Below are 24,184 nucleotides of genomic sequence, written 5' to 3'. Positions count from 1 at the left end.
GAATGAGCCTGTCGTTTCATTGGTTCCTGCCCACCTCCGGTGACTCCCGCGGCCTGGTGGTCGGCGGGCACGGAACGCCCATGTCCGGGGATCGCCCGGCCTCGCTGCACTATCTGAACCAGATCGCGGCCGCCGCCGAGACCAACGGTTTCGAAGCCGTGCTCACCCCCACCGGCACCTGGTGCGAGGACGCCTGGCTCACCACGGCCATGCTGGTCGAGACCACCGAGACGCTGAAGTTCCTGGTGGCGCTGCGTCCCGGGCTGATGAGCCCGACCCTCGCCGCACAGATGGCGGGCACCTTCCAGCGGCATTCCAAGGGCCGCTTGCTGATCAATGTGGTGACCGGCGGCGAACCGGCCGACCAGGCCGCCTACGGCGACTTCGAGGACAAAGAAACTCGCTACGCGCGCACCGGTGAATTCCTGCACGTGGTGAAGTCGCTGTGGAACTCGCGCGAGCCGATCTCCTTCGCGGGCGACCACATTCGCGTCGAGAACGCGCTGCTGAGCAATCACCCCGACCCGGTCCCACCGGTGTTCTTCGGCGGCTCCTCCGGTCCCGCCGGCCCGGTCGCGGCCCGCTACGCCGACGCCTACCTCACCTGGGGCGAACCGGTGCTCGCGGTCAGCCGGAAACTGGACTGGATTCGCGGGCTGGCCGTCGACAACGGCCGGAAGCTGCAGTACGGCTTGCGGATTCACGTGATCTCCCGCGATACCTCGGAAGAGGCGTGGGCGGTCGCCGACAAACTCCTGGCCGGCATCGACCCCGCCGATATCGAACGGGTGCAGGCCAGCCTCGCGCGCAGCGAATCCGAGGGCCAGCGCCGCATGCGCGAACTGCACAACGGCGACACCTCGCGCCTGGAGATCGCCCCCAACCTGTGGGCGGGCGTGGGCCTGGTGCGCGGCGGCGCGGGCACGGCGCTGGTGGGCTCGCACGAGGAAGTGGCCGAACGGCTCATCGAATACTCGAAGGTCGGCATCAGCCAGTTCGTGCTCTCGGGCTACCCGCACCTGGAAGAGGCGTACTGGTTCGGCGAAGGCGTACTGCCGATCCTGGAACGCAAGGGCCTGTGGAAGCACCCCTCGCGCCGCGCCGAACCGGCCGCGACCATCCCGTTCGCGGGCGTCTCCAGCAGCTGACCGGTTTGCCCTGAGCAGGGTCATACCCTGTTCAGGGCATAACCGCCGCCGCCCCCGCGGTGATAGCAATGATTCGACCCCCTTTCCGGGGTGTATTCGAATCATGCTGGGGGAAGCGTGAATACAAGCATCCGGCCGCCCATGCTCTCGGGCGGCCTGCCACTGCTCGGGCACCTGCGCGAACTCGCCGCGCATCCGGAAGCGCTGGTGTGGCGCGGGCACCGTGAACAGGGCCTGGTGTACCGGATCAAACTGGGACCCGCCGAGGCGGTCGTCGCACTGGGAAACGCCAACTGCGAGTTGTTCTTTCACGACCGGAACCTCTCCACCGAGGCGGCGTACCCGTTCTTCCGGACCATGTTCGCGCCCGATTTCTTCAGCCTGGCCGACGATGCCGCCTACCGGGAGCAGAAGAACATCATCCTGCCGCGATTCAGTGGGCGGCAGCACGAGGGCTATGCCGCGGTCATGACCGGCGAGACCGCGGCATTCGCCGAACGGCTCGGTGACGCCGGGGAATTCGAGCTGGCCGAGGAGTTCGGGCGGCTCGTCATGAATATCGCGGCACGGGCCTTCCTGGGGGACCGCTTCGCCACCGAGATCGGCGGCGACTTCTTCGGGCGCTTCCGCTGGTTCTCCAAGCAGATGACCTTCGCGCCGCGCTTCGTGCCGACCGCCGGGCGGATCCTCGGGGCGCGGGCGGGCAAGAGCCTGAAGGCGGACCTCACCGAGATGCTGGTCGTCCGCCGCCGTACCCCGCTCCCCGAGCCTGATTTTCTGCAAACTCTTTCCAGCGCAACCTATTCCGATGGCACACCGGTACCGGACGACGTGCTGGTGAATCTGGTGCTGCTCCTGGTGTGGGCGGGGCACGAATCGACCACCGGGCATCTGTCGTGGGCATTGCTCGATCTGGTGCGGCATCCGGAGGTGCTGGCGCGGGCCCGGGCCGAGGCCGATGCGGTGCTGGGCGCGGGGCCGATCGATCTCGACGGGGTGTCGCGGTTGCGGGTGATCGACGCGTGCGTGCACGAGACCGAACGCCGGTATCCCATCGCGCCGGTGCTGATCCGCAATGCGGTCGCCGATATGGAGATCGGCGGGTACGCGGTTCCGGCGGGCACCCAGGTGTTCACTTCGCCGGCGGTGAATCACCGGCTGCCGGAGGAACATTCCGATCCCGACGGCTACCGGCCCGATCGCTATCTCGGGGCCGACGCCAAACAGGAACGTGCGAAGCTGATGGGTTTCGGCGGCGGGCTGCACAAATGCCTGGGCACCCGGTTCGCCAAACTGGAGATGACGATCATCCTGGCCGAACTGCTGCGGCGCTACGACCTGGAGCTCACCACCGGCACGCCGCGACCGGATCTGCGGGCGAAATCGCGGTGGCCCGCCGCGCCCTGCACCATCGCCTATCGGGCGCGGCGGTCGGCGCCGGCATAAGCCGAAAGTGTTAGGCGGCCGTGTGCTCGAGGCGGATGGCCGCGAGCGCGTGGAACGGCAGAGTCGAGTCCGATGAAGGTGGCGCATCCGGCGGCACCGGCGAGGACGAGGCGGATTCCATGATTCAGGCGCGTGGGCTCGGTAAGCGGTACGGGGATGTGCCGGCGGTCGACAATCTTTCCTTCGATGTCGCGCCGGGGGTGGTGACCGGGTTCCTCGGGCCCAACGGCGCGGGCAAATCGACCACCATGCGGCTCATGCTCGGGCTGGATCACGGGAGCGGGCGGACCACCTTCGACGGGCGGCCCTATGCCGAGCTCGCCGATCCGGTCCGGACGGTCGGGGTGATGCTCGACGCGCGGGCCGTGCACCCCAAGCGCACGGCGCGCGGGCACCTGCGGATGGTGGCGGCCGGTGCGGGCATCGAGCGGCGGCGGGTGGAGGAGGTGCTGGAGCAGGTCGGGTTGAGCAGCGCCGGCGATCAGCGGGCGGGCGGCTTCAGCCTCGGCATGCAGCAGCGGCTCGGCCTGGCGGTGGCGCTGCTGGGTGATCCCGCCACCCTGATCCTGGACGAACCCGCCAACGGACTCGATCCGGAAGGCGTGCGCTGGTTGCGGGATCTGCTGAAACAGCTTGCCCGGCAAGGACGTACCGTCTTCGTCTCCTCGCATCTGCTCAACGAGATGGCGCACCTGGCGGATGCACTGGTGGTCATCGGCGGCGGGCGGCTGCTGGCGGCGGAATCGGTGCGGCAGTTCGTGGACCGCAATTCCGCGGCGCGGGTCATCGCCCGGTCCGACCGGCCCGAGGTGCTCGCGGATCTGCTGCGGCGCAACGGTTTCCGCGCGCATGTCCAGCAGGATCGGGCGGTCGTGGTGGACGGCGACGATCGGCAGGCGGTCGCCGCGCTGGCCATGAACGCGGGCGTGCTGGTCACCGAGCTGACCCAGGTCCAGACCAGCCTCGAGGACGCCTTCTTCCACGCCACCGCCGATGCCGCGCGCTTCCGCGGGCACGTCGCCGCTTGACCACAGACAAGGAAATCCACTCATGTACAACGCGATTCGCTACGAACTGATCCGGCTCGCCTCCATTCGATCCACCTGGGTGCTGCTGGCGGGCGGGCTCGGCCTGCAGGCGCTCATCGCCGTCGTGTCCGCGAGCCGGAGCGCCGCCACCCCCGACGAGCAGTTCACCGCCTCGGTCTCCGGCCTGGCGCTGATGATGGTGATGCTGTTCGCCACCGCCGTCGCCGTCAATGCCTTCGGGCACGAATACCGCTACGGCACCATCACCACCACCATGCTCACCCTGCGCCGTCCGAGCCGGGTGCTGGCGGCCAAGGCGTTGACCACCGGTGCGGTCGCGGCGCTGTACGGTGTCGCGGCGGCCGGTATCGCCGTCGTCGCGCAGGGCGCGCGCTCCACGCTGCCCACCGAAACCGCGCATCTCGCACAGGCTTTCGCGGCGCTGCCGGTCTACATGTGCCTGGCCGCGCTGGCCGGACTGGGCGTCGCCGCCATCACCCGCAATGCGACTTTCGCCATGGTGGCCGCCATCGGCCTGCCGACCGTGCTGGAATCCGCGGGCGTGCTGGCCGGGCTGAGCCCGAAGCTCATGCCCTTCCTGGCGGCGGGTCAGCTGGCGCTGCCGGGGGCCGGGAACCCCGTACTGCTCGCGCTGCCGCTGTTGACCCTGGTCGCGGGACTGCTCGGATTGAGCGGCGCGCTGCTGGCCCGGCGCGACGTGTGATCGAGGTATCCAGTCATTAGCTGATGGCCCGCCCGGGCCTTGCCCGCGTGCCATGAAGTGTGAGGAAGTCGCAGTGACTAGGGTTGCCGGAGTGGGCAGGCGGCGATGGATCGGAGTGCTGATCCGCGACGTGCTGCCCGCTCTGCTGTTCGGGTTCGTCGGGCTGCACGATGTGCAGACCTCCGCCATCGGCCTGCTGCCCGCCGCGGCCGGACCGCCGGTCGCCTGGGTGGTGGGCGCGGCCCTGCTGTTCCGGCGCTATCTGCCGCTGCCCGTGCTCGCCGCCACCGTGCTCGGCGAAATGCTGGTCGGCACCACCTTCCCGCTGCTGCTGGCGATCTTCACCGTCGCCGATCGCTACGGCAACCGCCGCCAGACCTGGTGGTCGGCGCTGTGCGTCCTGATCGCCGGCGTGGTGCCCTGGGGCCTGCAGGACATCTGGCCCCAGTTCTTCAATCGCGGCATCATCGTCACCCTGACGATCGCCGTCCCCTTGCTGCTGGGCCTGTGGACCAACCAGCGCGCCGCCACCCTGGCCGCCCTGCGCGAACGCGCCGAACAGGCCGAACGCGAACGCGACCTGCGCACCAGTGCCGCCGTCGAATCCGAACGCCGCCGCATCGCCCGCGAACTGCACGACATCGTCGCCCACCGCATCTCCCAGATCACCGTCCTGGCCGGCGCCCTCGAAGTCTCCGCCGAAGGCAAACCCGCCGACATCGCCGCCACCATCCGCACCACCGGCGTCACCGCCCTCACCGAAATGCGCGAACTCCTCGGCGTCCTCCGCGACACCCCCGCCGAACCGGCAAGCGACACCGAGGTTTCCGGCCCTGTGGTGCGCAATGCCGACGGCTCGGCCACCGCCGCACCGGCGGGGGCGTCGCAGCAGGTGATCGGCCAGGCGCGATCGAAGAGCGATGAGCGGGTTCCGCTGCGGCCCGCGCCGACGCTGGGCGCGGTCGCTGAACTGGTGGCCGATGCGGTCGAGGCGGGGCAGCGGATCGAAATGTCCGCGCCCGCAGCGCTGCCGGAGGTGCCGGGTGCGGTCGGCCGGGCGGTGTATCGGTTGATTCAGGAGGCGCTGACCAATGCGGCCAAGCATGCGGCGGGGTCGGTGGTGCGGGTGGAACTCACTGCCCGGACGGACGGCTCGCTCGCCGTCGATGTCCGCAACGGGCCCGGTGATCGGACCGCCATCGCCGCGCACGGATCCGGTTTCGGCCTGGTCGGAATGCGGGAGCGGGTCGAACTTGCCGGGGGGACCATGCATTCCGGCGCGCTGCCCGACGGTGGCTTCGCCGTGCACGCCACCTTTCCGGTGGGGGCGGGCGATGCGTGAGCGGATCTCGGAGCGTTGCCCGGATGCCGGGCGGTGGTCCGCATTTCGCCGGCTGCCGGGCGGTGGTCGGGCGAGCGGGTGTGATCGGTCGGTGGATGACAGTGGTGTGGAGGAGGTTTCGTGATCCGGGTGGTGTTGCTCGATGACGAGGAGTTGGTGCGGACCGGGATCGCGATGATTCTGGAGGCCGGGGGCGGGATCGAGGTGGTGGCGCAGGACGCCGACGGGCGGGGGATCGTGGAGTTGGTGCAGAAGTATCGGCCGGATGTGGTGGTGACGGATATCCGGATGCCGCAGGTCGATGGGCTGGAGGTGACGCGGCGGGTGCGGGCGCTGGCGGAGCCGCCGGCGGTGGTGGTGCTGACCACGTTCGGGCTCGACGAATACGTCTATGCCGCTTTGGAAGCGGGGGCGGCGGGGTTCCTGTTGAAGGACACGCCGCCGCGGGAGCTGGCGCGCGGGGTGGAGATCGTGGCGAGCGGGGAGGCGATCCTCGCGCCGTCGATCACCAAGCGGATGCTGACGGCCTTCGCGCAGGGCGCCGGTGCGCAGCAGCCGGAAGCGCTGGGGCGGCTGGAACAGCTCACCGAGCGGGAGCGGGAGGTCGCGCTCGCGGTGGCGACCGGCGCGGGGAACGCCGAGATCGCGCGGACCCTGTTCATGAGCGAGTCGACCGTCAAGGTCCACATCAGCCGGATCATCGCCAAACTCGGACTGGAGAACCGGACCCAGATCGCCATCCTGGTCCACCGCGCCGGACTGGCCTGAACCTGATTCGCTGAGTGTTCACCGAATGGACTCGGGGCCGTCGCCGGCCGGTCCTAGGGTGCGGCCATGGGTTCCGAACCACGAGCGCGCGTCGAGACCGTCGACGAATTGCTGGATCTGCTGGCCGCCTGCGAAGACGTCTGGGACATGCCCGACCGCAGTGGTGATCCGGTGGACATCCTCGACCACGACCGCCAATGCGCCGAACTGCTGCGCCGCGACTTCCCCGACGACGAGGAACTCCAGGTGGCCGGGCTGGTGCACGATATCGGCCACCTGCTGGTGCCGGGCGACGACGCCGGGCACGGCCGCCACGGCGCGGAGGCGGTGCGCGGCCTGCTCGGCGACCGCGTCGCCCGCCTGACCGAACTGCACGTGACCGCGAAACGCTATCTGGCCGCCACGGATTCGGCGCACGCCGCCGCCCTCTCGCCGTCCAGTCAGCGCACCCTCGTCGCCCAGGGCGGTCCCATGACCCCCGACGAGGTCGCCGCCTTCGAAGCCGACCCGGACTTCCGCGCCGCCATCGAACTGCGCCGCGCCGACGACGCGGGCAAGGTCGTCGGCCTGACCGTGCACCCCCTCGCCTGGTGGCGACCGGTCATCGAACGCGTCGCCGCACGCTGAGGCATAGAATCGCCCTATGCCTCTATCTCCGCGAGTCCCTGATCTGGCGGCCCTGGATCTGCTGCTGTCGGTGATCGAGCTCGGGAGTCTGGGCCGGGCGGCCAAGGAGCACGGCATCAGTCAGCCCTCGGCCAGCTCGCGGATCAGGTACCTGGAGCAGCTGGTCGGCATGCCGGTGCTGGAGCGCACCACGCTCGGCTCACGGCCCACCCCGGCGGGCGCGCTGATCGCGGAATGGGCCCGCGAGGTGGTCGATGCCGCGACCCGGCTGGACGTCGGCATCGATACGCTGCGGGCGCAACGCGATTCGCAATTGCGGGTGGCCGCCAGCCAGACCGTCGCCGAGTACCTGTTCCCGAAATGGCTGGTGGCGCTGCGGGTCCGGATGCCCGACACCGCCGTCGCGCTGGAATCGGGCAATTCCGCGGAGGTGGCGCGGGCGGTGCTGGAGGGCCGCGCCGGCATCGGTTTCGTGGAGAGCCCGCAGATCCCGCGCGAGTTGGAAAGCCATGTGGTGGAACGCGACAGCCTGGTCGTGGTGGTCGCGCCCGGGCACCCCTGGGCTCGGCACGGCAAGATCACCGTGGAGGAGCTGGCCGAGACGCCGCTCATCTATCGCGAGCGCGGCTCCGGCACCCGGACCTCCTTCGAGCGCGCCATGACCCGCGCCCTGCCCGGCTGGGAGCCGACGGTGGTACTGGAACTGTCCTCCACCACCGCCATCAAGACCGCCGTCGCGGACGGGCTGGCCCCGGCCGTGCTCAGCTCGCTGGCCGTGGCGGGCGAACTGGCCGCCGCCACCCTGGTCTCGCCCGATGTGGTCGGCCTCGACCTGGATCGGGAACTGCGCGCCGTCTGGCAGCGCGGTCAGCGCCCAGTGGGTCCGGCCCGCGACCTGTACACCATCGCCCGCCGCCCGGCCTGAGCCCGGCGAGACTGTCCGAGACACCCATTGACACGGTGAGCGGCGTCACTCTAACTTAGGGAGTAATCACTCTCTTTATTCGGTAGGCGACAGCGTCGTCCCGATCGGCCATAAGAAAGGGTGGGCTCCCGTGCGTGCTCACACGATTGCCGCGCTGCTGGTCGGCGCCCTGCTCGCCGTGCTCGGCACGGCCGGGACGGGCGGCGCGCACGCCGCACCGGACTACGCCGACGTTCCGATCCAGCCGCTGCCGGTCATCGTGGTGCCGCCGGAGCTGGACGCCTTCTACAACGCTCCCGCCGATGCCATCGCCGGCACGCCGCCCGGCGGCATCATCAAGGCCCGGCAGATCACCCCGGCGTTCCTGTCGGTGCTGCCGTTCAATATCGACGCCTGGCAGCTGCTGTACCGCACCGACGACAGTCACGGCGCGCCCATCGCCACCGTCACCACCGTGCTGAAACCGCGCGGCCCCGCCCCCGCCGACGGGCTGAAACTGCTGTCGTACCAGGTGGCCGAGGATTCCACCGCGCGGTACTGCGCCATGTCCTATGTCGCCCAACAGGGTTCGATTCCGGTCGACTACGTGAACTCCGCCGAGACCGCGCTCGCCATGCTGCTCGGCATCTCACAGGGCTGGGCGGTCGCCATTCCCGACTACGAGGGCCCCAATTCCGCTTACGGCGCGGCCATTCTCGGCGGCCGGGCCACCCTGGACGGTATTCGCGCGGCCGAGAACTTCGCGCCGTTGCAATTGACCGCGGGTGACCGGACCCCGGTCGGCTTGATGGGCTATTCCGGCGGCACCATTCCCACCGGCTGGGTCGCCGAACATCACGGTGAATACGCGCCGGAGCTGAATATCGTCGGGGCGTCCATCGGCGGCGTGGTAATGGGAGATCTGAAAGCCGTGCTGCGCAGCAACAATGCCAATCTGGGCGCGGGGTTGATCGGCGCCGCGCTGCACGGTTTCGCCACCGAATACCCCGAAGTCCGGAATTTGCTGGAAACCAGATTCGACTGGTTCGGGCGCTTCATGACCTCCCTCAAGGGCATGCTCTGCCACCCGCAGGGTTCGGCGCTGTTCCCGTTCTGGAACTACCTCGGTTCCTACACCGGCGCGGGCGATCCCCTCGACATCCCGGAAGTGAGCGCGACGCTCACCGCGCAGGAACTCGGCAAGAACGTCCCGGACATCCCGATGTACCTGTACCACGCGCAGAACGACGAGTTCATTCCGAACACCGGCACCGATCGGGTCGTGGAGGGTTATTGCCGGGATCCGAACGCCCGCATCACCTATACCCGGGAATTGCTGGCCGAGCACATTTCCGGCATTATCGGCTGGCTTCCGGACGGCTACCAATTCCTCATCGACCGGATGAACGGGGTGCCGGTGGCGCAGGGGTGCACGATCACCAGTCCGGTGAGTACGCTGACCGATGGTGACTTCGCCACCCTGCTGGGCGCGAAATGGCCGCAGCTCGCCGCGCTGCTGACCGGTTATCCGCTCGGCGCCCGGTGATACGGATGGGGCTGCTGTTTCGTTATGCAACTCGAAGGCTCAACTGCGCCAACGCCTCCCGCGTAAGCGTCCCAGGGGTTATGGTTTCGTTATGGTGCGAACCGCCGTTGCCGCCGCGGATGCGGACGAGCCCGAGCGTGGGCCGTCCGTTCGGCGGCCTCAGCTAGAGGTTGTTCCCGGGGGGCCCGAAATCGAAGAGCCGCAGCCCCATTCGTTCGGTGCGAACCCGCTCAGCGGGGCCGATATCGATCTGCTGCCGGCCGGAGCCCGGCACCGGATCGCCGCGTTCATCCATCTCCAGCTGGCAACACTGGAGGAAATGCCCGAACCGGAGTTGCCCGCCTTCCCCGACCATCTGGACTAGCCCGCCGGGCTTGTGCACATAGTCGGCAAAAGTGCCCGTTTCCTGGCATTTTGCCGGATGGACGGGTCGCCGCGCCGCCTGGCAGGGTGCTTGCATGTCAGCCGCCCGCGCTTCGGCAGTGCTCCTCGTTCTCTTCGCCTGCGCCGCATCCCCGGCCGGACTCGCCACGGCGGAACCGGATTCGGCGACCTGGTATGTCAGCGCCGCCGCCCCCGCGGGCGGGACCGGGAGCGCCGAGTCTCCCTTCGATTCCCTCGCTCGCGCCGAATCAGCTTCGCGGGACGGGGACGCCATCGTGGTGGTGCCGGTCGCGGCGGACGTGCCCGCGCTGGACGGGGGTATCACGCTCAAACCGCGGCAGAAACTGGTAGGGGACGGTCCGGCGGTGGTGGGGGCCGCCGGGAATGCGGCGCTGCCGCGGATCGCGAACTCCACCGGAGCCCGGGATGGGGACGCGGTGCGGCTCGCGCCCGGCGCGGAAGTGCGCAATCTGGTCATATCTGGCGCGCGGCGGGGCGGGATCTACGGATCCGATGCCGCGAATGTCGTGATTGCCGGAAATGATGTGAGCGGCACCAATACCCAGTGTTCCGACGGGTTCATGATCGGGCCGTTCACGCTGCCGGCCAGCCTGCCGCTGGGTACGGCGGTACCGGCCTTGCCCGAGTTCATCACCCTGAACAACGGGTGGGCGGCCATCATGACCGACTTCTCCGCCGCTGCCGGGAACGTGCGCATCGAGGGGAACGCCGTGCACGACACCGCGTGCGGTGACGGCATCGATGTACGGGCGCACGGCACCAGCCGGGTGACAGCGGCCTTGACCGGGAATTCGGTGCGCACCATCAACCTCGGCCTGATCAAGCTGTCCGTGCTGGCGGTGGGGCTGCAAGCCGCCGACTCCGCGCAGCTCACCGCCGAGCTGACCGGGAACTCGCAGACCGAGATCGCCTCGCCCACCACCTCGCTGTTGAACAAGGTGGCCGACAGCGAGGGGCTGTTCCTCAATGCGCTCGGGCAGGCGACCATGGACGTGACTGTGACCCGCAATGAATTTCACGGCGGGTACGGCAATTTCTCGGCCAACGGTCTGGAATATGTCACCACCAACGGCAGCCCGAACAGCCGGGTCAAGGTCTCCGACAGCACTTTCGACACCGTCGCCGGTGACATCATCGAGAACTACAACCTGACCACCGGCGGGGCGCGGCAGTCGCTCACCTTGGAACGCGTCCGCGCCTATCACTCCGAATTCCCCGGCGCCCTCCTCAATTCCGTGGTGCCCGCGAATCTCGGCACCTGCCTGGTCACCACCAATTTCGGCCGCACCGCGAAAACCGCGCTCACCGTGACCGATTCCGACCTGGGCGATTGCAGCGCCGACGCCGTCGGCCTCATCGCCTACACCCCGTCCGGCTCCGGCCCGGCCACATCGGAACTCACCTTCGACATTCGCGACACCACGATTTCCGGCGCCGCCGCCCACGGCCTCAACATCATCAATGTCGGCGACACCGCCCGTCTCACCGGCACCGTGGCCCGTACCTCCATCGCCGCCACTACCGGCCCACTCATCCGTACCGCCAGCTCCGGCGGGCAAATAGCCGCCGCCACCCTCGATTTCAAAGACATCACCCTGGATGGCGCAACCCAGCCCTGCCTGCCGACAACCCATCCGAAACTGGATACGGCCGGCATCGCCACCCACTGCAACCCCTGAACCGTGCGGCCCCGAGGGATGCGGGTGCGCCGTCCAGTTCCGAATGTCCGCCACCCCGTGGAAGGCGCTGGGTCCGGCGTCCGGCCTAGGTCTGGCGTAGCGGGTCGTATTCCGCGGCTTCCAGGCCGAAGGTCCAGGCGACGCCTTCCTTGGCGGTGTTCGTGGTCGGGGGAACGCGTAGCCAGTAGGTGTTGAAGGTGCCATCGGGTTCGGCGGTGGAGTTGACCACCTCGACCATGACGACATCTTCGTCACCGGGAAGCGGTATCCGCCAGAGGATTCCGGTCTCGTCGCGGTGGACCGGTTCGGCATTGGATTCGGCCAGGTACCGGTCGTAGCCGAAATGCTCCAGCATGACGCGGCGCAGCTCGGCATTGTCCTCGGCGCGAATGCGTTCCGGGCTGAGGGATTCCAGCTCCGCCAGGAAGTCCGTGGGCACCGGCATTCCGTGCCAGGCGAGTAGCGCGAACCCGTCGGCGTACCGCAGCGCCGGGCCGGTCACGCCGTGCAGGCGGCCCGCCTCGTCACGCAGCAGCAGTTCCGGGCGTTCGCAGAACACGACGGCGTTCTCGAAGGGCCACCACCAGTGCGCGTTTCGCGCCACTCCCGCCAGCCCGGCGAGTGCGGCGCTGTCGTCGAACACCGCCAGCCAGGCCGCGTCGTGCTGCCCGAGCACCGCGTCCAGCAGCACCCCGCGCACCTCGCTCGCGGTGGCGACGTAGTCCTTGCGCGCGTCGTGGTCGATCTCCAGCTCGATATCGGCCTCCGCCAGCACATCCGGATCCGGACCGACCAGCTGCTCCACCACCGCTCCGCGAATCCGGTCCGTCAGCGCCCGCGTCGTATCCCACAGCTGCGCCCCGGTGGAATTCCACCGCTCGGCCCACCCCGCCGCCCCCAATTCCGCGTATACCCGCTGCCTTTCGGCAGCCCACACCCGAGTCCGCACCGCATCCCGAACCGACCGCCCCGGCTCGTCCAGCTCCCGCACGGCCGCCACCGCCGCCAGCGGCGATTCGACCCATACGAACCGCGGCGGCGCGACCAGCCCCGCCGTCTCATAGGCCGTCCGCGCCGCGGCTTCGGCCGCCGCCCGATCCGCGCGCCCGGTGGCCGCCGCTACAGCGCGCCACTCATCGGTAGTGCTCATGGAAATCCCGTCCCTGACAGATGAATTCGAAAGGAAGGTACCGGCCGCTGCTTCGGCGGGCCAGCCAGATCCGGACCGTCTCCGCCGCGGCCCGGTCCGGTTGGGTGACCTGACCCGGCCAGGTCCGGTTGGGTGACCTGACCCGGCCCGGGCCCCGGTTAGGTGACCTGACCCGGCCCGGCCCCGAGACCCGGCCAGGTTTCGTCCGGCGCCCCAGTCCGGCCTGTCGGCCCGATTCGCCCTCGGCGTCCCGGACCGTCGTGGTGGTCGATCCGGTGGTGCGACAGTTGATTCGGTTCGTCGCATGGCCCCGACGGATCGTGCGGGAGCAGGTCAGTCGGCGACGATGCGGACCGCGCCGGGGAGGTATTCGCGTTGGCGGACTACGCGGTACCAGCCCTTGGGGAGGACGATGGGAGCGTGCTCCTCGTGGACCAGGCGGCCGCCTTCGGGTAGTTCGAGCAGGGCGGTGGCGGAAGTGCCGGAGCGGATGAGGCGGCCGGGGGCGGCGAGGGCGTGGGCGTGGCCGGTGACCTCACCGAGGGCGAGCACCATGCGGCCGCGGGCGTCCCGCGCCTCGCCGCGGGCTTCCACTGCCGCGGCGGGCACGGATTCGGCCGGGATGGGCACGATCAAGACATCGCCCTGTCGGTACATCGGACATTCCTCCTCGCCGTCGCCCCGTGCGCCGGCTCGATATCGAAAGTACCGGTGGGGTACGACAATTCGCGTCGACGAGCGACGGTCACCACGATTCCCGCGCGGCTGCGCTCACCCGTGGCGGCCGGGCCGTCCGGGACTCGACTCCGGTCGCTCGGCCCGGCGGTCCGGCGGGTGCCCGCGGCGGCCTGTCACTCCCTCGGTCCGCCGCCCACTCGGCGTCCGCACCCGCGCGGCGGGGTTGTCGGCGGGGCTTGGTAGAAACGAGCCCGGCACAACAGATCGCCCACAGTCTTGGTGTACGGAGCCCGCGATATGACAATTTCCGACCATCTGCAGGATTTCCACGGCCTGCCCGTCTTCGAGTTCCCCGACGCCGCACCGAAAGCCGGGCTACCGGCGGCCGGGCAGGTGGCGTGGCGGGTGAGCATCGCGCCGTGGGATGCCAAGGAGACCTGGCCGGAAGCCTTCGCGCGGTTCGCCGACACCGTCGACACCGCGGCGGTGCGGGCACTGGTGGTCGGGTCGTACGGGGAGTCCGACACCACCTCCGCGGACGTGATCGAGGCGCTGGCGGCGGCGAAGCACAAACTGCCCGCCCTGCGCGCGATCTTCCTGGGGGACATCACCTATGAGGAGAACGAGATCTCCTGGATCCACCAGTCGGAGGTGAAACCGCTGCTGGACGCCTTCCCGAAACTCACCGAGTTCGGTGTGCGCGGCGGCGCGGATCTGGGCTTCTCGCGCCTCACCCACCCCGCGCTACGGAAGCTGACCGTCCAGACCGGCGGCCTGGGCGCGGATGTGGTGCGCGGCATCGGCGCGAGCGAACTGCCCGCCCTCGAACACCTGGACCTGTGGCTCGGCGTCTCCTGGTATGGCGGCGACACCAGCATCGCCGACCTGGAACCCCTGCTCAGCGGCGCCCGACTACCGCACCTGCGCCATCTCGCCCTGCGCAACAGCGAGATTCAGGACGAGATCGCCGCCGCCATCGCCAGCGCCCCCGTGGTAGCGGGCCTGACCTCCCTCGACCTGTCGATGGGCACCCTCGGCAACGCCGGCGCGGAAGCCCTGCTGTCCGGCCAGCCCCTCACCCACCTCACCTCCCTGGACCTGCACCACCATTTCATCGGCGCCGCCATGCAACAGCGCCTACGCGACGCCCTGGAACCCAGCGGCGTGATCGTCGACCTCTCGGACGCCGAAACCGAAGAGGACGAAGACGATCCCGCCGATCGCCGCTACACCGCCGTCTCGGAGTGAACGGCGCACACCCGCCGCGGTTGGTGGTAGTCGGGATTCCGGAGAACCGGCGGGTGACGCTGTTCCAGGAGGCGCTGCGGCGGGCGGGCCGACCGGCGGCGCGAGTGGTGTCGTGGCGCGAAGTGCTCACGGGCGGCGCCGGATTCCGGGCCGGTGAGCTGGTGCGGCTGGAATCGCCGGGGGAGGATCCGGAGGTCGAGCGGATGCTACGCGGCGTCGAGGATTCGACCCGCGTGGAGGGAAGCGCGCGCTGGTACGGGCGATTCATCGCGGCCGCGTGGACGGTATCCGAGCTGGCGGCGGCGGGTGGCGCGACGCTGCTCGACGATCCGGCCGAACTGGCGGTGCTGTTCGACAAGCGCCGCTGTCACGAAGTACTGCGCAATGCCGGTGTGGCCGTGCCGTTCTCGCCGACCTCCGGAGCGGTCGAACCCGTGCGTGACTGGCAGGACGTGCGCGAGCGTATGGCGGCCGCCGGGCTGACGCGCGCTTTCGTCAAGCTCGCACACGGATCCTCCGCTTCCGGAGTGCTGGCCGTGGAGACCGCGAGCGGTGGGCGGGTGCAGGCCACCACCTCGGTGCAGCGCGATGGGCAAGGGCGGCTGTTCAATTCGCTGCGCGTGCGGCGCTACACCACCGAAGCCGAGGTGGCCGCGATCGTCGACGCGCTCGCGCCGGACGGGTTGCATATCGAGCGGTGGCTGCCCAAGGCGTCGCAGGATGGCCGGAGCGCGGATCTGCGCGTGGTGGTGGTCGCCGGTCGCGCGACCCATGCCGTGGTGCGCACCAGCCCGTCGCCGATGACGAACCTGCATTTGGGCGGTGCGCGTGGCGATCTCGCCGCCGCCCGCACCGCCATCGACAATGCGGGCGGCGACTGGTCCGAGGTGCTGGCGTTGTGCGAGCGCGCCGCCGCCTGCTTCCCGCGGTTCTCCCGCGTCGGCGTGGACCTGCTGCCCGGTATCGGCTGGCGGCGCTTCGCCATCGGCGAGGTCAACGCCTTCGGCGATCTGCTGCCGGGGCTGCGCGGCCTGGACGGCAGCGGCGCCGAAGCCGGCGACACCTATGACGCCCAGGTCGCGGCCCTCGCCCGCGGCATCGAATCCGCCCGTCCGGCACCGAGAAACGAGCAGCATGCCATCGCCTGATCACCACCTCGCCGACCCGGATATGAACGAGGTGGTCGGCCGCGACGATCTGCTGTTCGTCACCCTCGACACCCTGCGCTACGACGTGGCCGCCGAACTGCTGGCGGCGGGACGCCTGCCGAACCTGGCCCGCCACCTGCCCGCGAGCGGCTGGGAGAAACGCCATGCGCCGGGCAGTTTCACCTACGCCTCGCATCAGGCCATGTTCGCCGGATTCCTGCCCACCCCGGCGACGCCCGGCCCGCATCCCCGCCTGTTCGCCTCGCGCTTCGCCGGCAGCGAGACCACCGCGGGCCGCACCTTCGTCTACGACACACCCGATTTCGTCCAGGCCCTGGCGGCGGCGGGCTATCGCACGGTCTGCATCGGGGGAGTGGGGTTCTTCAACAAGCAGGCCGCACTCGGCTCGGTGCTGCCCGGCCTGTTCCAGGAAAGCCATTGGGAGCAGGAGTTTTCCGTGGCCTCGCCGACCTCCTTCGAAGCGCAGGTCGCCCGCGCCGAGCAGATCGTCGCGGAACTGCCCGCCCAGCGCCGGCTGCTGCTGTTCGTGAACGTCTCGGCCCTGCACCAGCCCAATTGGTTCCACCTACCCGGCGCGACCCGGGACGCCGGCGACACCCGCGAAACCCACGCCGCCGCACTGGAATACGTGGACCGCCACCTCGGCCGCCTGTTCGCCGCCGCGAGCAGCCGCCGCCGCTGCTTCGCCATCGTCTGCTCCGATCACGGCACCACCTACGGCGACGACGGCTTCACCGGCCATCGCCTCGGACACGAAGCCGTCTGGACCGTCCCGTACGCCCAGTTCTTCCTCGAGGGCCCCGCATGAACACGCTCACCCGCCCCCGCCCGTATCGCAACTACGTCTACGGCTACCCGCACAAGACGGCCTACCGCCCGCTCGCCCCGCAGCGCCCGCCGCTGCGCGAGCTGTGGGCGGCCGAACCCAAGGACGCCCTGTCGCTGTACGCGCACATCCCGTTCTGCGAATACCGCTGCGGTTTCTGCAACCTCTTCACCCGGGTGGGCGCGCCCGGCGAACTCACCACCCGCTACCTCGATGCCCTGGAACGCCAGGCGCGGGCGGTGCGGGAAGCCCTGGGCGACGGCCCGGTCCGCTTCGCCGCCGCGGCGTTCGGCGGCGGCACCCCCACCTATCTGACGGCCGCCGAACTGGCGCGGCTCTGCGATATCGCCGAACTGCGCATGGGCGCGGACCTGCGGGGCATCCCGCTGTCCGTGGAGACCTCGCCGACCACCGCGACCGCGGACCGCCTGACCGTACTGGCCGAGCGCGGCGCCACCCGGGTGAGCATCGGCGTCCAGAGTTTCGTCGATGCCGAGGCCCGCTCGGCGGTCCGCCCGCAGCGCCGCGCCGAGGTCGAGGCCGCGCTGGAACGCATTCGGGCCGCGGACATCCCGATCCTGAACATCGATCTGATCTACGGCATCGACGGCCAGACCGAGCGGACCTGGCGCACCTCCCTGGACGCGGCGCTGGCCTGGCGGCCCGAGGAGCTCTACCTGTATCCGCTGTACGTCCGTCCCCTCACCGGGCTCGGAAAACACGGTGCGGACGCCGACGCCGAGTGGGACGAGCAGCGCCTGCGCCTGTACGCGGCGGGCCGGGATCACCTGCTGGCCAACGGTTACGAGCAACGCTCCATGCGCATGTTCCGCCGCGCCGACGCTCCGGCCGAGGGACCCGAAGACTACGCCTGCCAGATCGACGGCATGATCGGTCTCGGCTGCGGGGCGCGGTCTTACACGGCGGGACTGCACTACTCGTTCGACTACGCGGTGGAAACCCGCGAGGTGCGCGGTATCATCGACACCTACACCGGCACAACGGATTTCACCCGCGCCGAAGTCGGCTTCCGGATGGACGCCGACGAAACGCGCCGCCGTCACCTCCTGCAATCCCTGCTGCAAGCCGACGGCATGGATCTCGCCTCCTACCGGGACCGCTTCGGCGCGCACCCCGACGCCCATTTCCCTACGGAGCTAAGGGAATTCGCCGACCTGGGCTGGCTGGAGTACGGACCGGATCGCCTGCGCCTCACCCCCGAGGGCCTGGCCTACTCCGACGCGCTCGGCCCGCGCCTGTTCTCCCCGGCCGTGCACGCCGCCATGACCGCCTACGAACCGAAGTAACCGCCATGGACCTGACCATTCTCTACCGCGGCCCGCTCGCTTCGTGCGACTACGATTGCCCCTACTGCCCTTTCGCCAAGCGCCGCGACAGCCGCGAGCAATTACGCGCCGACCGCGCCGCCCTGGAACGCTTCGCCGCCTGGGTGGCCGAACAGCGCGGTGACCGCCTGTCGATCCTGTTCACACCGTGGGGCGAGGGCCTGGTGCGCTCCTGGTACCGGCGCACCCTCATCGAACTCTCGCACCTGCCGAATGTGCGCCGGGTCGCCATCCAGACCAACCTGAGCTGCCGCACCGACTGGCTCTCCTCCGCCAACCCGCGCACCCTGGCGCTGTGGTGCACCTACCACCCGGGACAGACGCCCTACGACCGGTTCAGCGCCAAATGCGCGGACCTGAGCCGGCGCGGCATCCGCTACAGCGTGGGCATCGTCGGCTTCCCGGAGCATCTCCCGGCCGCGCACCGCCTGCGCGCGGACCTACCCGAGCACATCTACCTGTGGGTGAACGCGCCCGAGGGGCATGAGCTTTCGGACGCCGACGCCGAGGCCTGGCAGGCGATCGACCCGCTCTTCGCTTACAGCCTGTACCCGCACCCGTCGGCCGGAATGCCCTGCCGCACCGGCGAATCGGTCATCTCGGTGGACGGCGACGGCACCGTGCGCCGCTGCCATTTCGTCCGCACCGAACTGGGCAACCTCTACGACGGCAGCTATCGCACCGCGCTGGCCCCGCGCGCCTGCCCGAACACCGTGTGCGACTGCCACATCGGCTACGTGCACCTGGAAACGCTGCCGCTCTACGACGTCTTCGCGGGCGGCGTACTGGAGCGGATCCCCGCTCAGTTGATGCCGGTGGCCACCTTGACCACGACCTTGTCGCCCGTGACCTCCTGAACCGACACGCTCATGCCATCGGCCGGCTGGGTGTTCCCGACCGGCACCGACACCTGCTGCCCGCCGACCTTCATGGTGACCGTATCCCCGTTCACCGCAACCAGTTCCGCGTCCACCCCGAGCACGGTGGCCTTGGCGCTCACCCCGCGATCGAAGGTGATGGTGCAGCCGCTCACCTGGCATTCGGTCTTGGAGCCATTGCCCTCGGCGGTACAGGCGGCCGCGCCGAGCGCCGCCAGGGCGGTGAATCCGGCGAGCGCGAGAGACCTTCTGATCAGCATGCGGCCAGCCTACCGAGCCGGCCGCACCGACCGGTTCGTCTCAATCCTGTGCCGGATCCGGCAGCGTCCAGCGCTCGTCCCGGCGCGGGCGCAGATACAGCAGGTAGTACAGGAACCCCGCCGCCATCGCCCCGGCCGCGAACAGCATCGGCTGCCAGGAATCCCGCACCGCGCTGTAGGCCGCGTAGACCATGGCGGCGATCAGCAGCAGCGGCGGCCACGGCCACCAGGGCATGCGATAGCCGGGCGCGTCCGCGGGCCGCACCCGGCGAATCCGCAAGGCCGCCAGCGCCACCACCAGATACACCAGCACCAGCCCCGCCCCGGTGGCGATGATCAGCAGCCGCAACGGCAGCAGCGCGGCGGCGACGGCGGCCAGCGCCCCGACCACCAGCGTGGCGATCACCGGTGTGCGCAGGCGCGGATGCACCGACCCCAGCGCCCGATCGACCGGATCGGGCCAGCTGCGATCGCGCGCGGAGGCGAACACCAGGCGCGAGATCTGCAGGATGATGGCGATCACCGCGTTCACGATGGCGATCGCGATGCCCACGCTCACCGCGGTGTTCACCGCCGACCCGCCGCGCTCGGTCAGGAAGTAGTTCAGCGGCGCGTCGCTGTGCAGCAGTTCCGGCAGCCCGGGCGCGCCGAGCACCACCGCCGCCAGCGGCAGCATCTCGATGGCCACGGTGGCGGCCAGGCAGATCATGATCACCCGCCCGATGGTGCGCGAGGCCTGCTTGGTCTCCTCGGCGTAGTACACGGCCGCTCCGTAACCGTTGTAGGCGAACAACGCCACCGGGATCATGCTCGCCAGCGTCGCCATCCCCACGCTCTCCAGCCCGTCCGCGCCGGCGGTGCGCGGCTGGAAGAAGGTCTCCGGCCCGCGCTCCATATGCCCGAAACCGAGCGCGATCAGCACGACGATGGCCGAAACCTCCACGCACAGAAAGATTCCGGTCACCCAGGCGTTGGTCTTGATGTTCAGGGTGGCGACCACCGTGGTGACCGCGATGACGCCCACCCCGACCCATTCGCCCGACAGGCTCGGAATCGCCACGCTCAGATAGTCGCCGGTGCCCAGCGCGATCACCGCGATGATCAGCACCCCGTTCACCAGCGTGAGCAGGAACAGCGCGAAGCCGGTGGGGCGGCCGAGCAGCCTTGCCGCCCAGGTGTATTCGCCGCCGGTGATCGGATACGCCGCCGCCAGTTCGGCATAGCAGAGCCCGACGAACACCGAGACCACCGCGGCCAGCGCGAGCGTCAGCACCGAAGCGCCGCCGACCGCCAGCAGGATCGCCGGCACGATGATGAACACGCTGGACGCGGGCGTCACGGCGGAGAGGGTGATGAGGATGTTCTCGCTCATGCCGAGCGCGCGGGCGAGCTGCTGCGGGTAGCGGGCGAGGTGGGTCTGGTCGGGTTCGGGGGACAGCGGTGCGGGAGTGGCCATGACGCAGCCTTTCTTTGACTTCAAATCAAAGAATGCGCGATGTCGCCAGGACAAGAGCTACGGAATGCCGTAACAATGACTTAACTGTTAGTCAACAAGGGGATCCGATGGCCAGGAAGAAAGACCAGGAGCAGGCGCGCCGCGCCATCCTGAGCGCCGCGCTGTCCGCCGTCGCCGACCCCGGCGTGGACCGGCTGCGCATACGGGAGATCGCCGGGGTCGCGGGCGTCTCCCCGGCCACCGTGCACTACTACTTCGACGATCTGGCCAACCTGCTGCACGAGGTGCACCGCTTCGCCAGCGACCGCTTCTTCGGCGCCCGCCTGGACCTGGTGAGCGAGATTCCGGACGCCCGGGCCAAGATCGCCGCTTTGATCCGCGCCGGACTGCCCGAATCCGCCGACGACACGCTGGTGATCGCGCTCTACCGGCTGGCCTCCTACCATGCCGTCTCCGCCCAGCACGGCGACCTGATCACCGCCCTGTTCAATCAGCAGGTGGCGGTGTACGCCAGCGCCCTGGAAGTGGGAATCGCGCAGGGGCACTTCCGGATCGACGGATCCGTCCTGGACGTGGCGCGGAATCTGGTGGCCCTGGAAGACGCCTACGGACTGCACATCGTGAGCCGCAACCGATCCCTGAACCCGGCCCGCGCCGCCGCGCTCATCTGTTCCTACGCGCGCACCGCCACCGGCTGCGCCGAGCTCACCGTCGACAGCGAGGAGACCCGGAAATGACCGAACGCCAATCGTTCTCGCCCGACGGCCGGCCCCGGGCGCGGGCGCTCGGCATCGCGCCCAGCGGCCGGCCGGGACCGTGGAACGCCATCACCGATGTGCCCGGCGTCGAAGTGGGTTACCGCACCCTGATTTCCGGCGACGGCGAGCTGCGGGTGGGGGAGGGGCCGGTGCGCACCGGGGTCACCGCCATCCTGCCGCGCGGGCGGGACGGGCTGGGGCGGCCGTGCACGGCGGGCTGGTACTCGCTCAACGGCAATGGCGAGATGACCGGGACCGCCTGGATCGACGAAGTCGGCCAATTGTCCTTGCCCGTAACCATTTCCAACACCCATGCCATCGGCGCCTGCCACACCGGCGTGGTGCAGTGGATCAATCGCCAGCCCGCGCAGCTGGCCCGGGAATGGCTGCTGCCGGTCTGCGCCGAGACCTGGGACGGCTACCTCAACGACATCAACGGCGGGCACGTCACCCCCGAGATCGTGTGCGCGGCGCTGGACGCGGCGGAATCGGCGCCGCTGCGCGAGGGTTCGATCGGCGGCGGCACCGGCATGAACTGCTACGCCTTCAAGGGCGGCAGCGGCACCGCCTCGCGCCGCCTGGAACTGTGCGGCCACTCCTACACCCTCGGGGTGTTCGTGCAGGCCAACTTCGGTTCCCGCGCCGAACTCACCATCGCGGGTCAACGCGTGGGCGCCGCGCTGGACGTGGAGAACCCCATGGAGGCGCGCCCGACTCCCAGCACACCCGCCCCGCCCGCCGGCGCCGGTTCGGTCATCGTGATCATCGCCACCGACGCGCCCGTCGACGCGCTGCAGTGCAAGGCGATGGCGCGCCGAGTGCCGCTCGGGCTGGCCCGCACCGGCACCACCGGCAGCCTGTTCTCCGGCGATCTGTTCCTGGCCTTCTCCACCGCCGGAGATCGCTTGCCGGACACCGGTTTTCCCACCGGCTATCCGTCGCGCTCCGAACTGGTCACCAGTACGCGCCTGCCGTGGAACCGGATGGACGCCGTCTACACCGCTGTGGTGGAGGCCGTCGAGGAGTCGGTGCTCAACGCCCTGATCGTGAACAACGATATGACCGGACGTGACGGCCATCGCTCCCCGGCGCTCCCGCACGACCGGTTGCGCCGACTGCTGCGCCGCCCCTGATTCCTTTGTCGTACCCGTATGACATGCTCACCTGCGGATAGATATCGCCGTTCCCGAGGAAGGAACCCTCCCATGTGCATGCGCATCACCTGTCCGACCTGCGGCAAGCCCGGCTACGAGGGCTGCGGCAGCCACGTCGAGGACGTCCTCGGCGATGTGCCCGCCGCGCAGCGCTGCTCCTGCCCGCGCTGAAACCGCTGTTCGCGCCCGCCGGTCACTCCGTCTGAGCCCAGGCGGCGACCGGCAGCGACAGATACACCCCGAAGTCGTCCAGCCCGGTCTCGGCTTCGATCCATTCGCACAGCAGGTCGACCCGCTGCTGTCGATCGAGCGCCCGGCTCTCGAAGTACTTCGAACGGATCTCGATCACCACGTCGAGGCCGCTCCGGTCGAACGGACCGAGCGGCCGGAAGCGTATCTCCACGTCACCCGGCTGCAGGTCCCCGTCATAGGGTTCCTCCGGGCATTCCACCGCCAGCGAAATCAGATGCGGCAGCTTCTCGCCCAGTTCCCGCAGGACGGATTCCGCGACGCGCGGTGCGTAGGTCACTTCGACTAGTGGCACGGTTCCCACCCTAGCCGCGCGCCGAACCGCCGCCGCGTCGTGAGTCGAGCGGGGGCATTCGCCCACCTACACTCGATCCGTGCTGCCGGAAGAGCTTCCAGACGATGATCAGCGGTCGGAATTGCCCGCCGCCGCGGCACGATTGGGCACGGAGTTCGCCGCCGTCTTCGATACCGCCACCATCGACCGCATTCTCGAATCCTCTTACGACCAGCTGGGTTCGGTGACCACCCTCAGCGGCGAGCGGCCCGCGCTGGCCGAACGCTTCGCCCGTGAACGCTTGATCGCCGCCGCCAAGGCCGAGGGCAAACCGATCCAGACCGGGCCCGCGGTGCTGTTCGTGTGCACCCACAATGCCGGCCGCTCGCAGATGGCGCAGGGCTTCTTCAACCATCTGGTCGGTGACTCCGCGTTCGGCTGGTCCGGCGGTTCCTCGCCCAATGTGCTGGTCAATCCGCTGGTGGTGACCGCGATGGCCGAACGCGGCATCGATATCACCGCCGAATTCCCCAAACCGTGGACCGACGAATTCGTGCGCGCCGCCGACGTGGTCGTCGACATGGGTTGCGGCGACACCGATCCGCTGGTCTCCGGCCACCGCTTCGAACAGTGGCCGCTGCCCGATCCGGCGGGCCAGACCATGGAGGAGATCCGCGCCATCCGGGACGAGATCGAGATCCGCGTGCACCGGCTGGCCATCAACCTCGGGCTGGTGAGCACCCCCGCGCTCGACGCCTGAGGCCGGATCAGGCGGCCAGGCCCAGGCCCATGGCGACCGCGACCGGGACCAGGTACAGCAGCGGGAACGGAATGGTCTTGAAGGAGCGGGCGCGAATATTGGTGATCACCGCGCCCAGGAAGTACAGGATCAGCCCGATGGCGGCGGCGATGCCGATCACCGGCAGGAACAGCCCGGCGATCAGGCCGATCGCGCCGGCGCCCTTGAGCAGACCTAGTGGCGTCCACCAGGATTCGGGCACCCCGTACTGCACCAGGGGAGCGGTGACGAATTCCGCGCGCTGTAGCAGCGAGAAGGCCGAGAAGCCGACCCAGGCGGCCGCGACGACGGTGACGATGATGTAGGCGATGTGCATTGTTCT

The 24,184-nt window shown here is 69.5% G+C and carries 26 protein-coding genes; 20 read left to right on the top strand and 6 right to left on the bottom strand.

Translation table 11 applies throughout. From position 1 onward, the window contains the following. The first annotated feature begins 2 nt into the window (after nt 1-2). The 11 genes from NY1_RS18655 (at nt 3) to NY1_RS18605 (ending at nt 11,617) form a co-directional block, all read left to right on the top strand. A complete protein-coding gene (locus NY1_RS18655) occupies nt 3-1,148 on the top strand; it encodes an LLM class flavin-dependent oxidoreductase (RefSeq protein WP_067714710.1) in 1,146 nt (381 codons plus the stop codon). A gap of 117 nt (nt 1,149-1,265) precedes the next feature. Further along, on the top strand, nt 1,266-2,594 hold the full coding sequence (locus tag NY1_RS18650; protein ID WP_218028385.1) for a cytochrome P450: 1,329 nt from the start codon (nt 1,266-1,268) through the stop codon (nt 2,592-2,594). Nucleotides 2,595-2,629: 35 nt separating this feature from the next. Next, nucleotides 2,630-3,622 (top strand): ATP-binding cassette domain-containing protein, encoded by a 993-nt coding sequence (locus NY1_RS18645; RefSeq protein ID WP_369690443.1) that lies wholly within the window; start codon nt 2,630-2,632, stop codon nt 3,620-3,622. A 22-nt stretch (nt 3,623-3,644) separates the two neighbouring features. Then, on the top strand, nt 3,645-4,346 hold the full coding sequence (locus tag NY1_RS18640) for an ABC transporter permease (protein WP_067714705.1): 702 nt from the start codon (nt 3,645-3,647) through the stop codon (nt 4,344-4,346). A 91-nt stretch (nt 4,347-4,437) separates the two neighbouring features. Next, a complete protein-coding gene (locus NY1_RS44610) occupies nt 4,438-5,688 on the top strand; it encodes a sensor histidine kinase (protein WP_169815371.1) in 1,251 nt (416 codons plus the stop codon). 120 nt (nt 5,689-5,808) lie between these two features. Next, nucleotides 5,809-6,456: a response regulator gene (locus NY1_RS18630; RefSeq protein WP_084535097.1), complete on the top strand. Its 648-nt coding sequence runs from the start codon at nt 5,809-5,811 to the stop codon at nt 6,454-6,456. Between the two features lie 66 nt (nt 6,457-6,522). Beyond that, nucleotides 6,523-7,083, top strand: a complete 561-nt coding sequence (locus tag NY1_RS18625; RefSeq protein WP_067714694.1) for an HD domain-containing protein — start codon at nt 6,523-6,525, stop codon at nt 7,081-7,083. Nucleotides 7,084-7,099: 16 nt separating this feature from the next. Beyond that, nucleotides 7,100-8,008 carry a LysR family transcriptional regulator gene (locus NY1_RS18620; RefSeq protein WP_067714691.1) on the top strand — a complete coding sequence of 303 codons (909 nt, stop codon included), beginning with the start codon at nt 7,100-7,102 and terminating at the stop codon, nt 8,006-8,008. 130 nt (nt 8,009-8,138) lie between these two features. Continuing rightward, nucleotides 8,139-9,533 (top strand): lipase family protein, encoded by a 1,395-nt coding sequence (locus NY1_RS18615; RefSeq protein WP_067714688.1) that lies wholly within the window; start codon nt 8,139-8,141, stop codon nt 9,531-9,533. 91 nt (nt 9,534-9,624) lie between these two features. Next, nucleotides 9,625-9,897: a hypothetical protein gene (locus NY1_RS43035; RefSeq protein ID WP_157762323.1), complete on the top strand. Its 273-nt coding sequence runs from the start codon at nt 9,625-9,627 to the stop codon at nt 9,895-9,897. Nucleotides 9,898-9,991: 94 nt separating this feature from the next. Next, entirely contained in the window at nt 9,992-11,617 is a 1,626-nt protein-coding gene (locus NY1_RS18605; RefSeq protein WP_067714682.1) for a hypothetical protein, read from the top strand. Nucleotides 11,618-11,702: 85 nt separating this feature from the next. On the opposite strand, the gene NY1_RS18600 is transcribed toward NY1_RS18605, so the two are convergent. Continuing rightward, nucleotides 11,703-12,767 (bottom strand): DUF6745 domain-containing protein, encoded by a 1,065-nt coding sequence (locus NY1_RS18600; RefSeq protein ID WP_067714679.1) that lies wholly within the window; start codon nt 12,765-12,767, stop codon nt 11,703-11,705. Between the two features lie 333 nt (nt 12,768-13,100). Further along, nucleotides 13,101-13,424: a DUF8820 family protein gene (locus NY1_RS18595; protein WP_067714676.1), complete on the bottom strand. Its 324-nt coding sequence runs from the start codon at nt 13,422-13,424 to the stop codon at nt 13,101-13,103. 318 nt (nt 13,425-13,742) lie between these two features. On the opposite strand from NY1_RS18595, the gene NY1_RS18590 reads away from it, so the two are divergent. From NY1_RS18590 to NY1_RS18570, 5 genes are read left to right on the top strand one after another with little or no spacing between them, the layout of a single operon-like run. Continuing rightward, nucleotides 13,743-14,693 carry an STM4015 family protein gene (locus NY1_RS18590; protein WP_067715532.1) on the top strand — a complete coding sequence of 317 codons (951 nt, stop codon included), beginning with the start codon at nt 13,743-13,745 and terminating at the stop codon, nt 14,691-14,693. Continuing rightward, nucleotides 14,690-15,841: an STM4014 family protein gene (locus NY1_RS18585; RefSeq protein ID WP_067714672.1), complete on the top strand. Its 1,152-nt coding sequence runs from the start codon at nt 14,690-14,692 to the stop codon at nt 15,839-15,841. Before NY1_RS18590 ends, NY1_RS18585 begins: the two co-directional genes overlap by 4 nt. Further along, nucleotides 15,828-16,670 carry an STM4013/SEN3800 family hydrolase gene (locus NY1_RS18580; RefSeq protein WP_233434381.1) on the top strand — a complete coding sequence of 281 codons (843 nt, stop codon included), beginning with the start codon at nt 15,828-15,830 and terminating at the stop codon, nt 16,668-16,670. The genes NY1_RS18585 and NY1_RS18580 overlap by 14 nt, the downstream gene beginning before the upstream one ends. Then, nucleotides 16,667-17,995, top strand: coding sequence for an STM4012 family radical SAM protein (locus tag NY1_RS18575; RefSeq protein ID WP_067714669.1), 1,329 nt, complete (start codon nt 16,667-16,669; stop codon nt 17,993-17,995). Before NY1_RS18580 ends, NY1_RS18575 begins: the two co-directional genes overlap by 4 nt. Nucleotides 17,996-18,000: 5 nt before the next feature. Next, on the top strand, nt 18,001-18,891 hold the full coding sequence (locus tag NY1_RS18570; protein ID WP_067714666.1) for an STM4011 family radical SAM protein: 891 nt from the start codon (nt 18,001-18,003) through the stop codon (nt 18,889-18,891). Here NY1_RS18570 and NY1_RS18565 read toward each other — a convergent pair. Together NY1_RS18565 and NY1_RS18560 are read right to left on the bottom strand one after the other, a co-directional pair. Then, nucleotides 18,837-19,172, bottom strand: coding sequence for a hypothetical protein (locus NY1_RS18565; protein ID WP_067714663.1), 336 nt, complete (start codon nt 19,170-19,172; stop codon nt 18,837-18,839). The two genes, NY1_RS18570 and NY1_RS18565, sit on opposite strands and share 55 nt — an antisense overlap. Before the next feature lie 40 nt (nt 19,173-19,212). Continuing rightward, nucleotides 19,213-20,628: an APC family permease gene (locus NY1_RS18560; RefSeq protein WP_084535096.1), complete on the bottom strand. Its 1,416-nt coding sequence runs from the start codon at nt 20,626-20,628 to the stop codon at nt 19,213-19,215. A 107-nt stretch (nt 20,629-20,735) separates the two neighbouring features. Between NY1_RS18560 and NY1_RS18555 the strand changes: the two genes are divergently transcribed. The 3 genes from NY1_RS18555 to NY1_RS45630 all read left to right on the top strand — a co-directional run bounded on the left by NY1_RS18555 (nt 20,736) and on the right by NY1_RS45630 (nt 22,711). After that, nucleotides 20,736-21,365, top strand: a complete 630-nt coding sequence (locus NY1_RS18555; RefSeq protein ID WP_067714660.1) for a TetR/AcrR family transcriptional regulator — start codon at nt 20,736-20,738, stop codon at nt 21,363-21,365. After that, complete coding sequence (locus NY1_RS18550) at nt 21,362-22,519, top strand: DmpA family aminopeptidase (RefSeq protein WP_067714657.1); 1,158 nt, start codon at nt 21,362-21,364, stop codon at nt 22,517-22,519. Before NY1_RS18555 ends, NY1_RS18550 begins: the two co-directional genes overlap by 4 nt. A 72-nt stretch (nt 22,520-22,591) precedes the next feature. Then, nucleotides 22,592-22,711 carry a DUF8730 family Cys-rich protein gene (locus NY1_RS45630; RefSeq protein ID WP_501193563.1) on the top strand — a complete coding sequence of 40 codons (120 nt, stop codon included), beginning with the start codon at nt 22,592-22,594 and terminating at the stop codon, nt 22,709-22,711. Between the two features lie 22 nt (nt 22,712-22,733). Here NY1_RS45630 and NY1_RS18545 read toward each other — a convergent pair whose 3' ends face one another. After that, entirely contained in the window at nt 22,734-23,084 is a 351-nt protein-coding gene (locus tag NY1_RS18545) for a hypothetical protein (RefSeq protein WP_067715524.1), read from the bottom strand. 79 nt (nt 23,085-23,163) lie between these two features. Between NY1_RS18545 and NY1_RS18540 the strand changes: the two genes are divergently transcribed. Then, entirely contained in the window at nt 23,164-23,823 is a 660-nt protein-coding gene (locus tag NY1_RS18540) for an arsenate reductase ArsC (protein WP_067714653.1), read from the top strand. Between the two features lie 7 nt (nt 23,824-23,830). Here NY1_RS18540 and NY1_RS18535 read toward each other — a convergent pair whose 3' ends face one another. After that, the gene (locus NY1_RS18535; protein ID WP_067714650.1) at nt 23,831-24,178 is read right to left on the bottom strand and encodes a DoxX family protein; all 348 of its coding nucleotides are present in this window, start codon (nt 24,176-24,178) and stop codon (nt 23,831-23,833) included. Nucleotides 24,179-24,184 lie beyond the last annotated feature (6 nt).

This window comes from Nocardia yamanashiensis NBRC 100130 (assembly GCF_001613325.1).
GTDB classification, from domain to species: Bacteria; Actinomycetota; Actinomycetes; order Mycobacteriales; family Mycobacteriaceae; genus Nocardia; species Nocardia yamanashiensis.
This window is presented reverse-complemented; position numbering and strand designations above follow the sequence as displayed.

What these genes read in the sequence shown, in the direction of transcription:
- NY1_RS18655 (WP_067714710.1), top strand. Translation starts at nt 3, where the DNA reads ATGAGCCTGTCGTTTCATTGGTTCCTGCCCACCTCCGGTGACTCCCGC.
- NY1_RS18645 (WP_369690443.1), top strand. Translation starts at nt 2,630, where the DNA reads ATGGCCGCGAGCGCGTGGAACGGCAGAGTCGAGTCCGATGAAGGTGGC.
- NY1_RS18640 (WP_067714705.1), top strand. Translation starts at nt 3,645, where the DNA reads ATGTACAACGCGATTCGCTACGAACTGATCCGGCTCGCCTCCATTCGA.
- NY1_RS18625 (WP_067714694.1), top strand. Translation starts at nt 6,523, where the DNA reads ATGGGTTCCGAACCACGAGCGCGCGTCGAGACCGTCGACGAATTGCTG.
- NY1_RS18620 (WP_067714691.1), top strand. Translation starts at nt 7,100, where the DNA reads ATGCCTCTATCTCCGCGAGTCCCTGATCTGGCGGCCCTGGATCTGCTG.
- NY1_RS43035 (WP_157762323.1), top strand. Translation starts at nt 9,625, where the DNA reads ATGGTGCGAACCGCCGTTGCCGCCGCGGATGCGGACGAGCCCGAGCGT.
- NY1_RS18605 (WP_067714682.1), top strand. Translation starts at nt 9,992, where the DNA reads ATGTCAGCCGCCCGCGCTTCGGCAGTGCTCCTCGTTCTCTTCGCCTGC.
- NY1_RS18600 (WP_067714679.1), bottom strand. Translation starts at nt 12,767, where the DNA reads ATGAGCACTACCGATGAGTGGCGCGCTGTAGCGGCGGCCACCGGGCGC.
- NY1_RS18595 (WP_067714676.1), bottom strand. Translation starts at nt 13,424, where the DNA reads ATGTACCGACAGGGCGATGTCTTGATCGTGCCCATCCCGGCCGAATCC.
- NY1_RS18590 (WP_067715532.1), top strand. Translation starts at nt 13,743, where the DNA reads ATGACAATTTCCGACCATCTGCAGGATTTCCACGGCCTGCCCGTCTTC.
- NY1_RS18580 (WP_233434381.1), top strand. Translation starts at nt 15,828, where the DNA reads ATGCCATCGCCTGATCACCACCTCGCCGACCCGGATATGAACGAGGTG.
- NY1_RS18575 (WP_067714669.1), top strand. Translation starts at nt 16,667, where the DNA reads ATGAACACGCTCACCCGCCCCCGCCCGTATCGCAACTACGTCTACGGC.
- NY1_RS18570 (WP_067714666.1), top strand. Translation starts at nt 18,001, where the DNA reads ATGGACCTGACCATTCTCTACCGCGGCCCGCTCGCTTCGTGCGACTAC.
- NY1_RS18565 (WP_067714663.1), bottom strand. Translation starts at nt 19,172, where the DNA reads ATGCTGATCAGAAGGTCTCTCGCGCTCGCCGGATTCACCGCCCTGGCG.
- NY1_RS18560 (WP_084535096.1), bottom strand. Translation starts at nt 20,628, where the DNA reads ATGGCCACTCCCGCACCGCTGTCCCCCGAACCCGACCAGACCCACCTC.
- NY1_RS18555 (WP_067714660.1), top strand. Translation starts at nt 20,736, where the DNA reads ATGGCCAGGAAGAAAGACCAGGAGCAGGCGCGCCGCGCCATCCTGAGC.
- NY1_RS18550 (WP_067714657.1), top strand. Translation starts at nt 21,362, where the DNA reads ATGACCGAACGCCAATCGTTCTCGCCCGACGGCCGGCCCCGGGCGCGG.
- NY1_RS45630 (WP_501193563.1), top strand. Translation starts at nt 22,592, where the DNA reads ATGTGCATGCGCATCACCTGTCCGACCTGCGGCAAGCCCGGCTACGAG.
- NY1_RS18535 (WP_067714650.1), bottom strand. Translation starts at nt 24,178, where the DNA reads ATGCACATCGCCTACATCATCGTCACCGTCGTCGCGGCCGCCTGGGTC.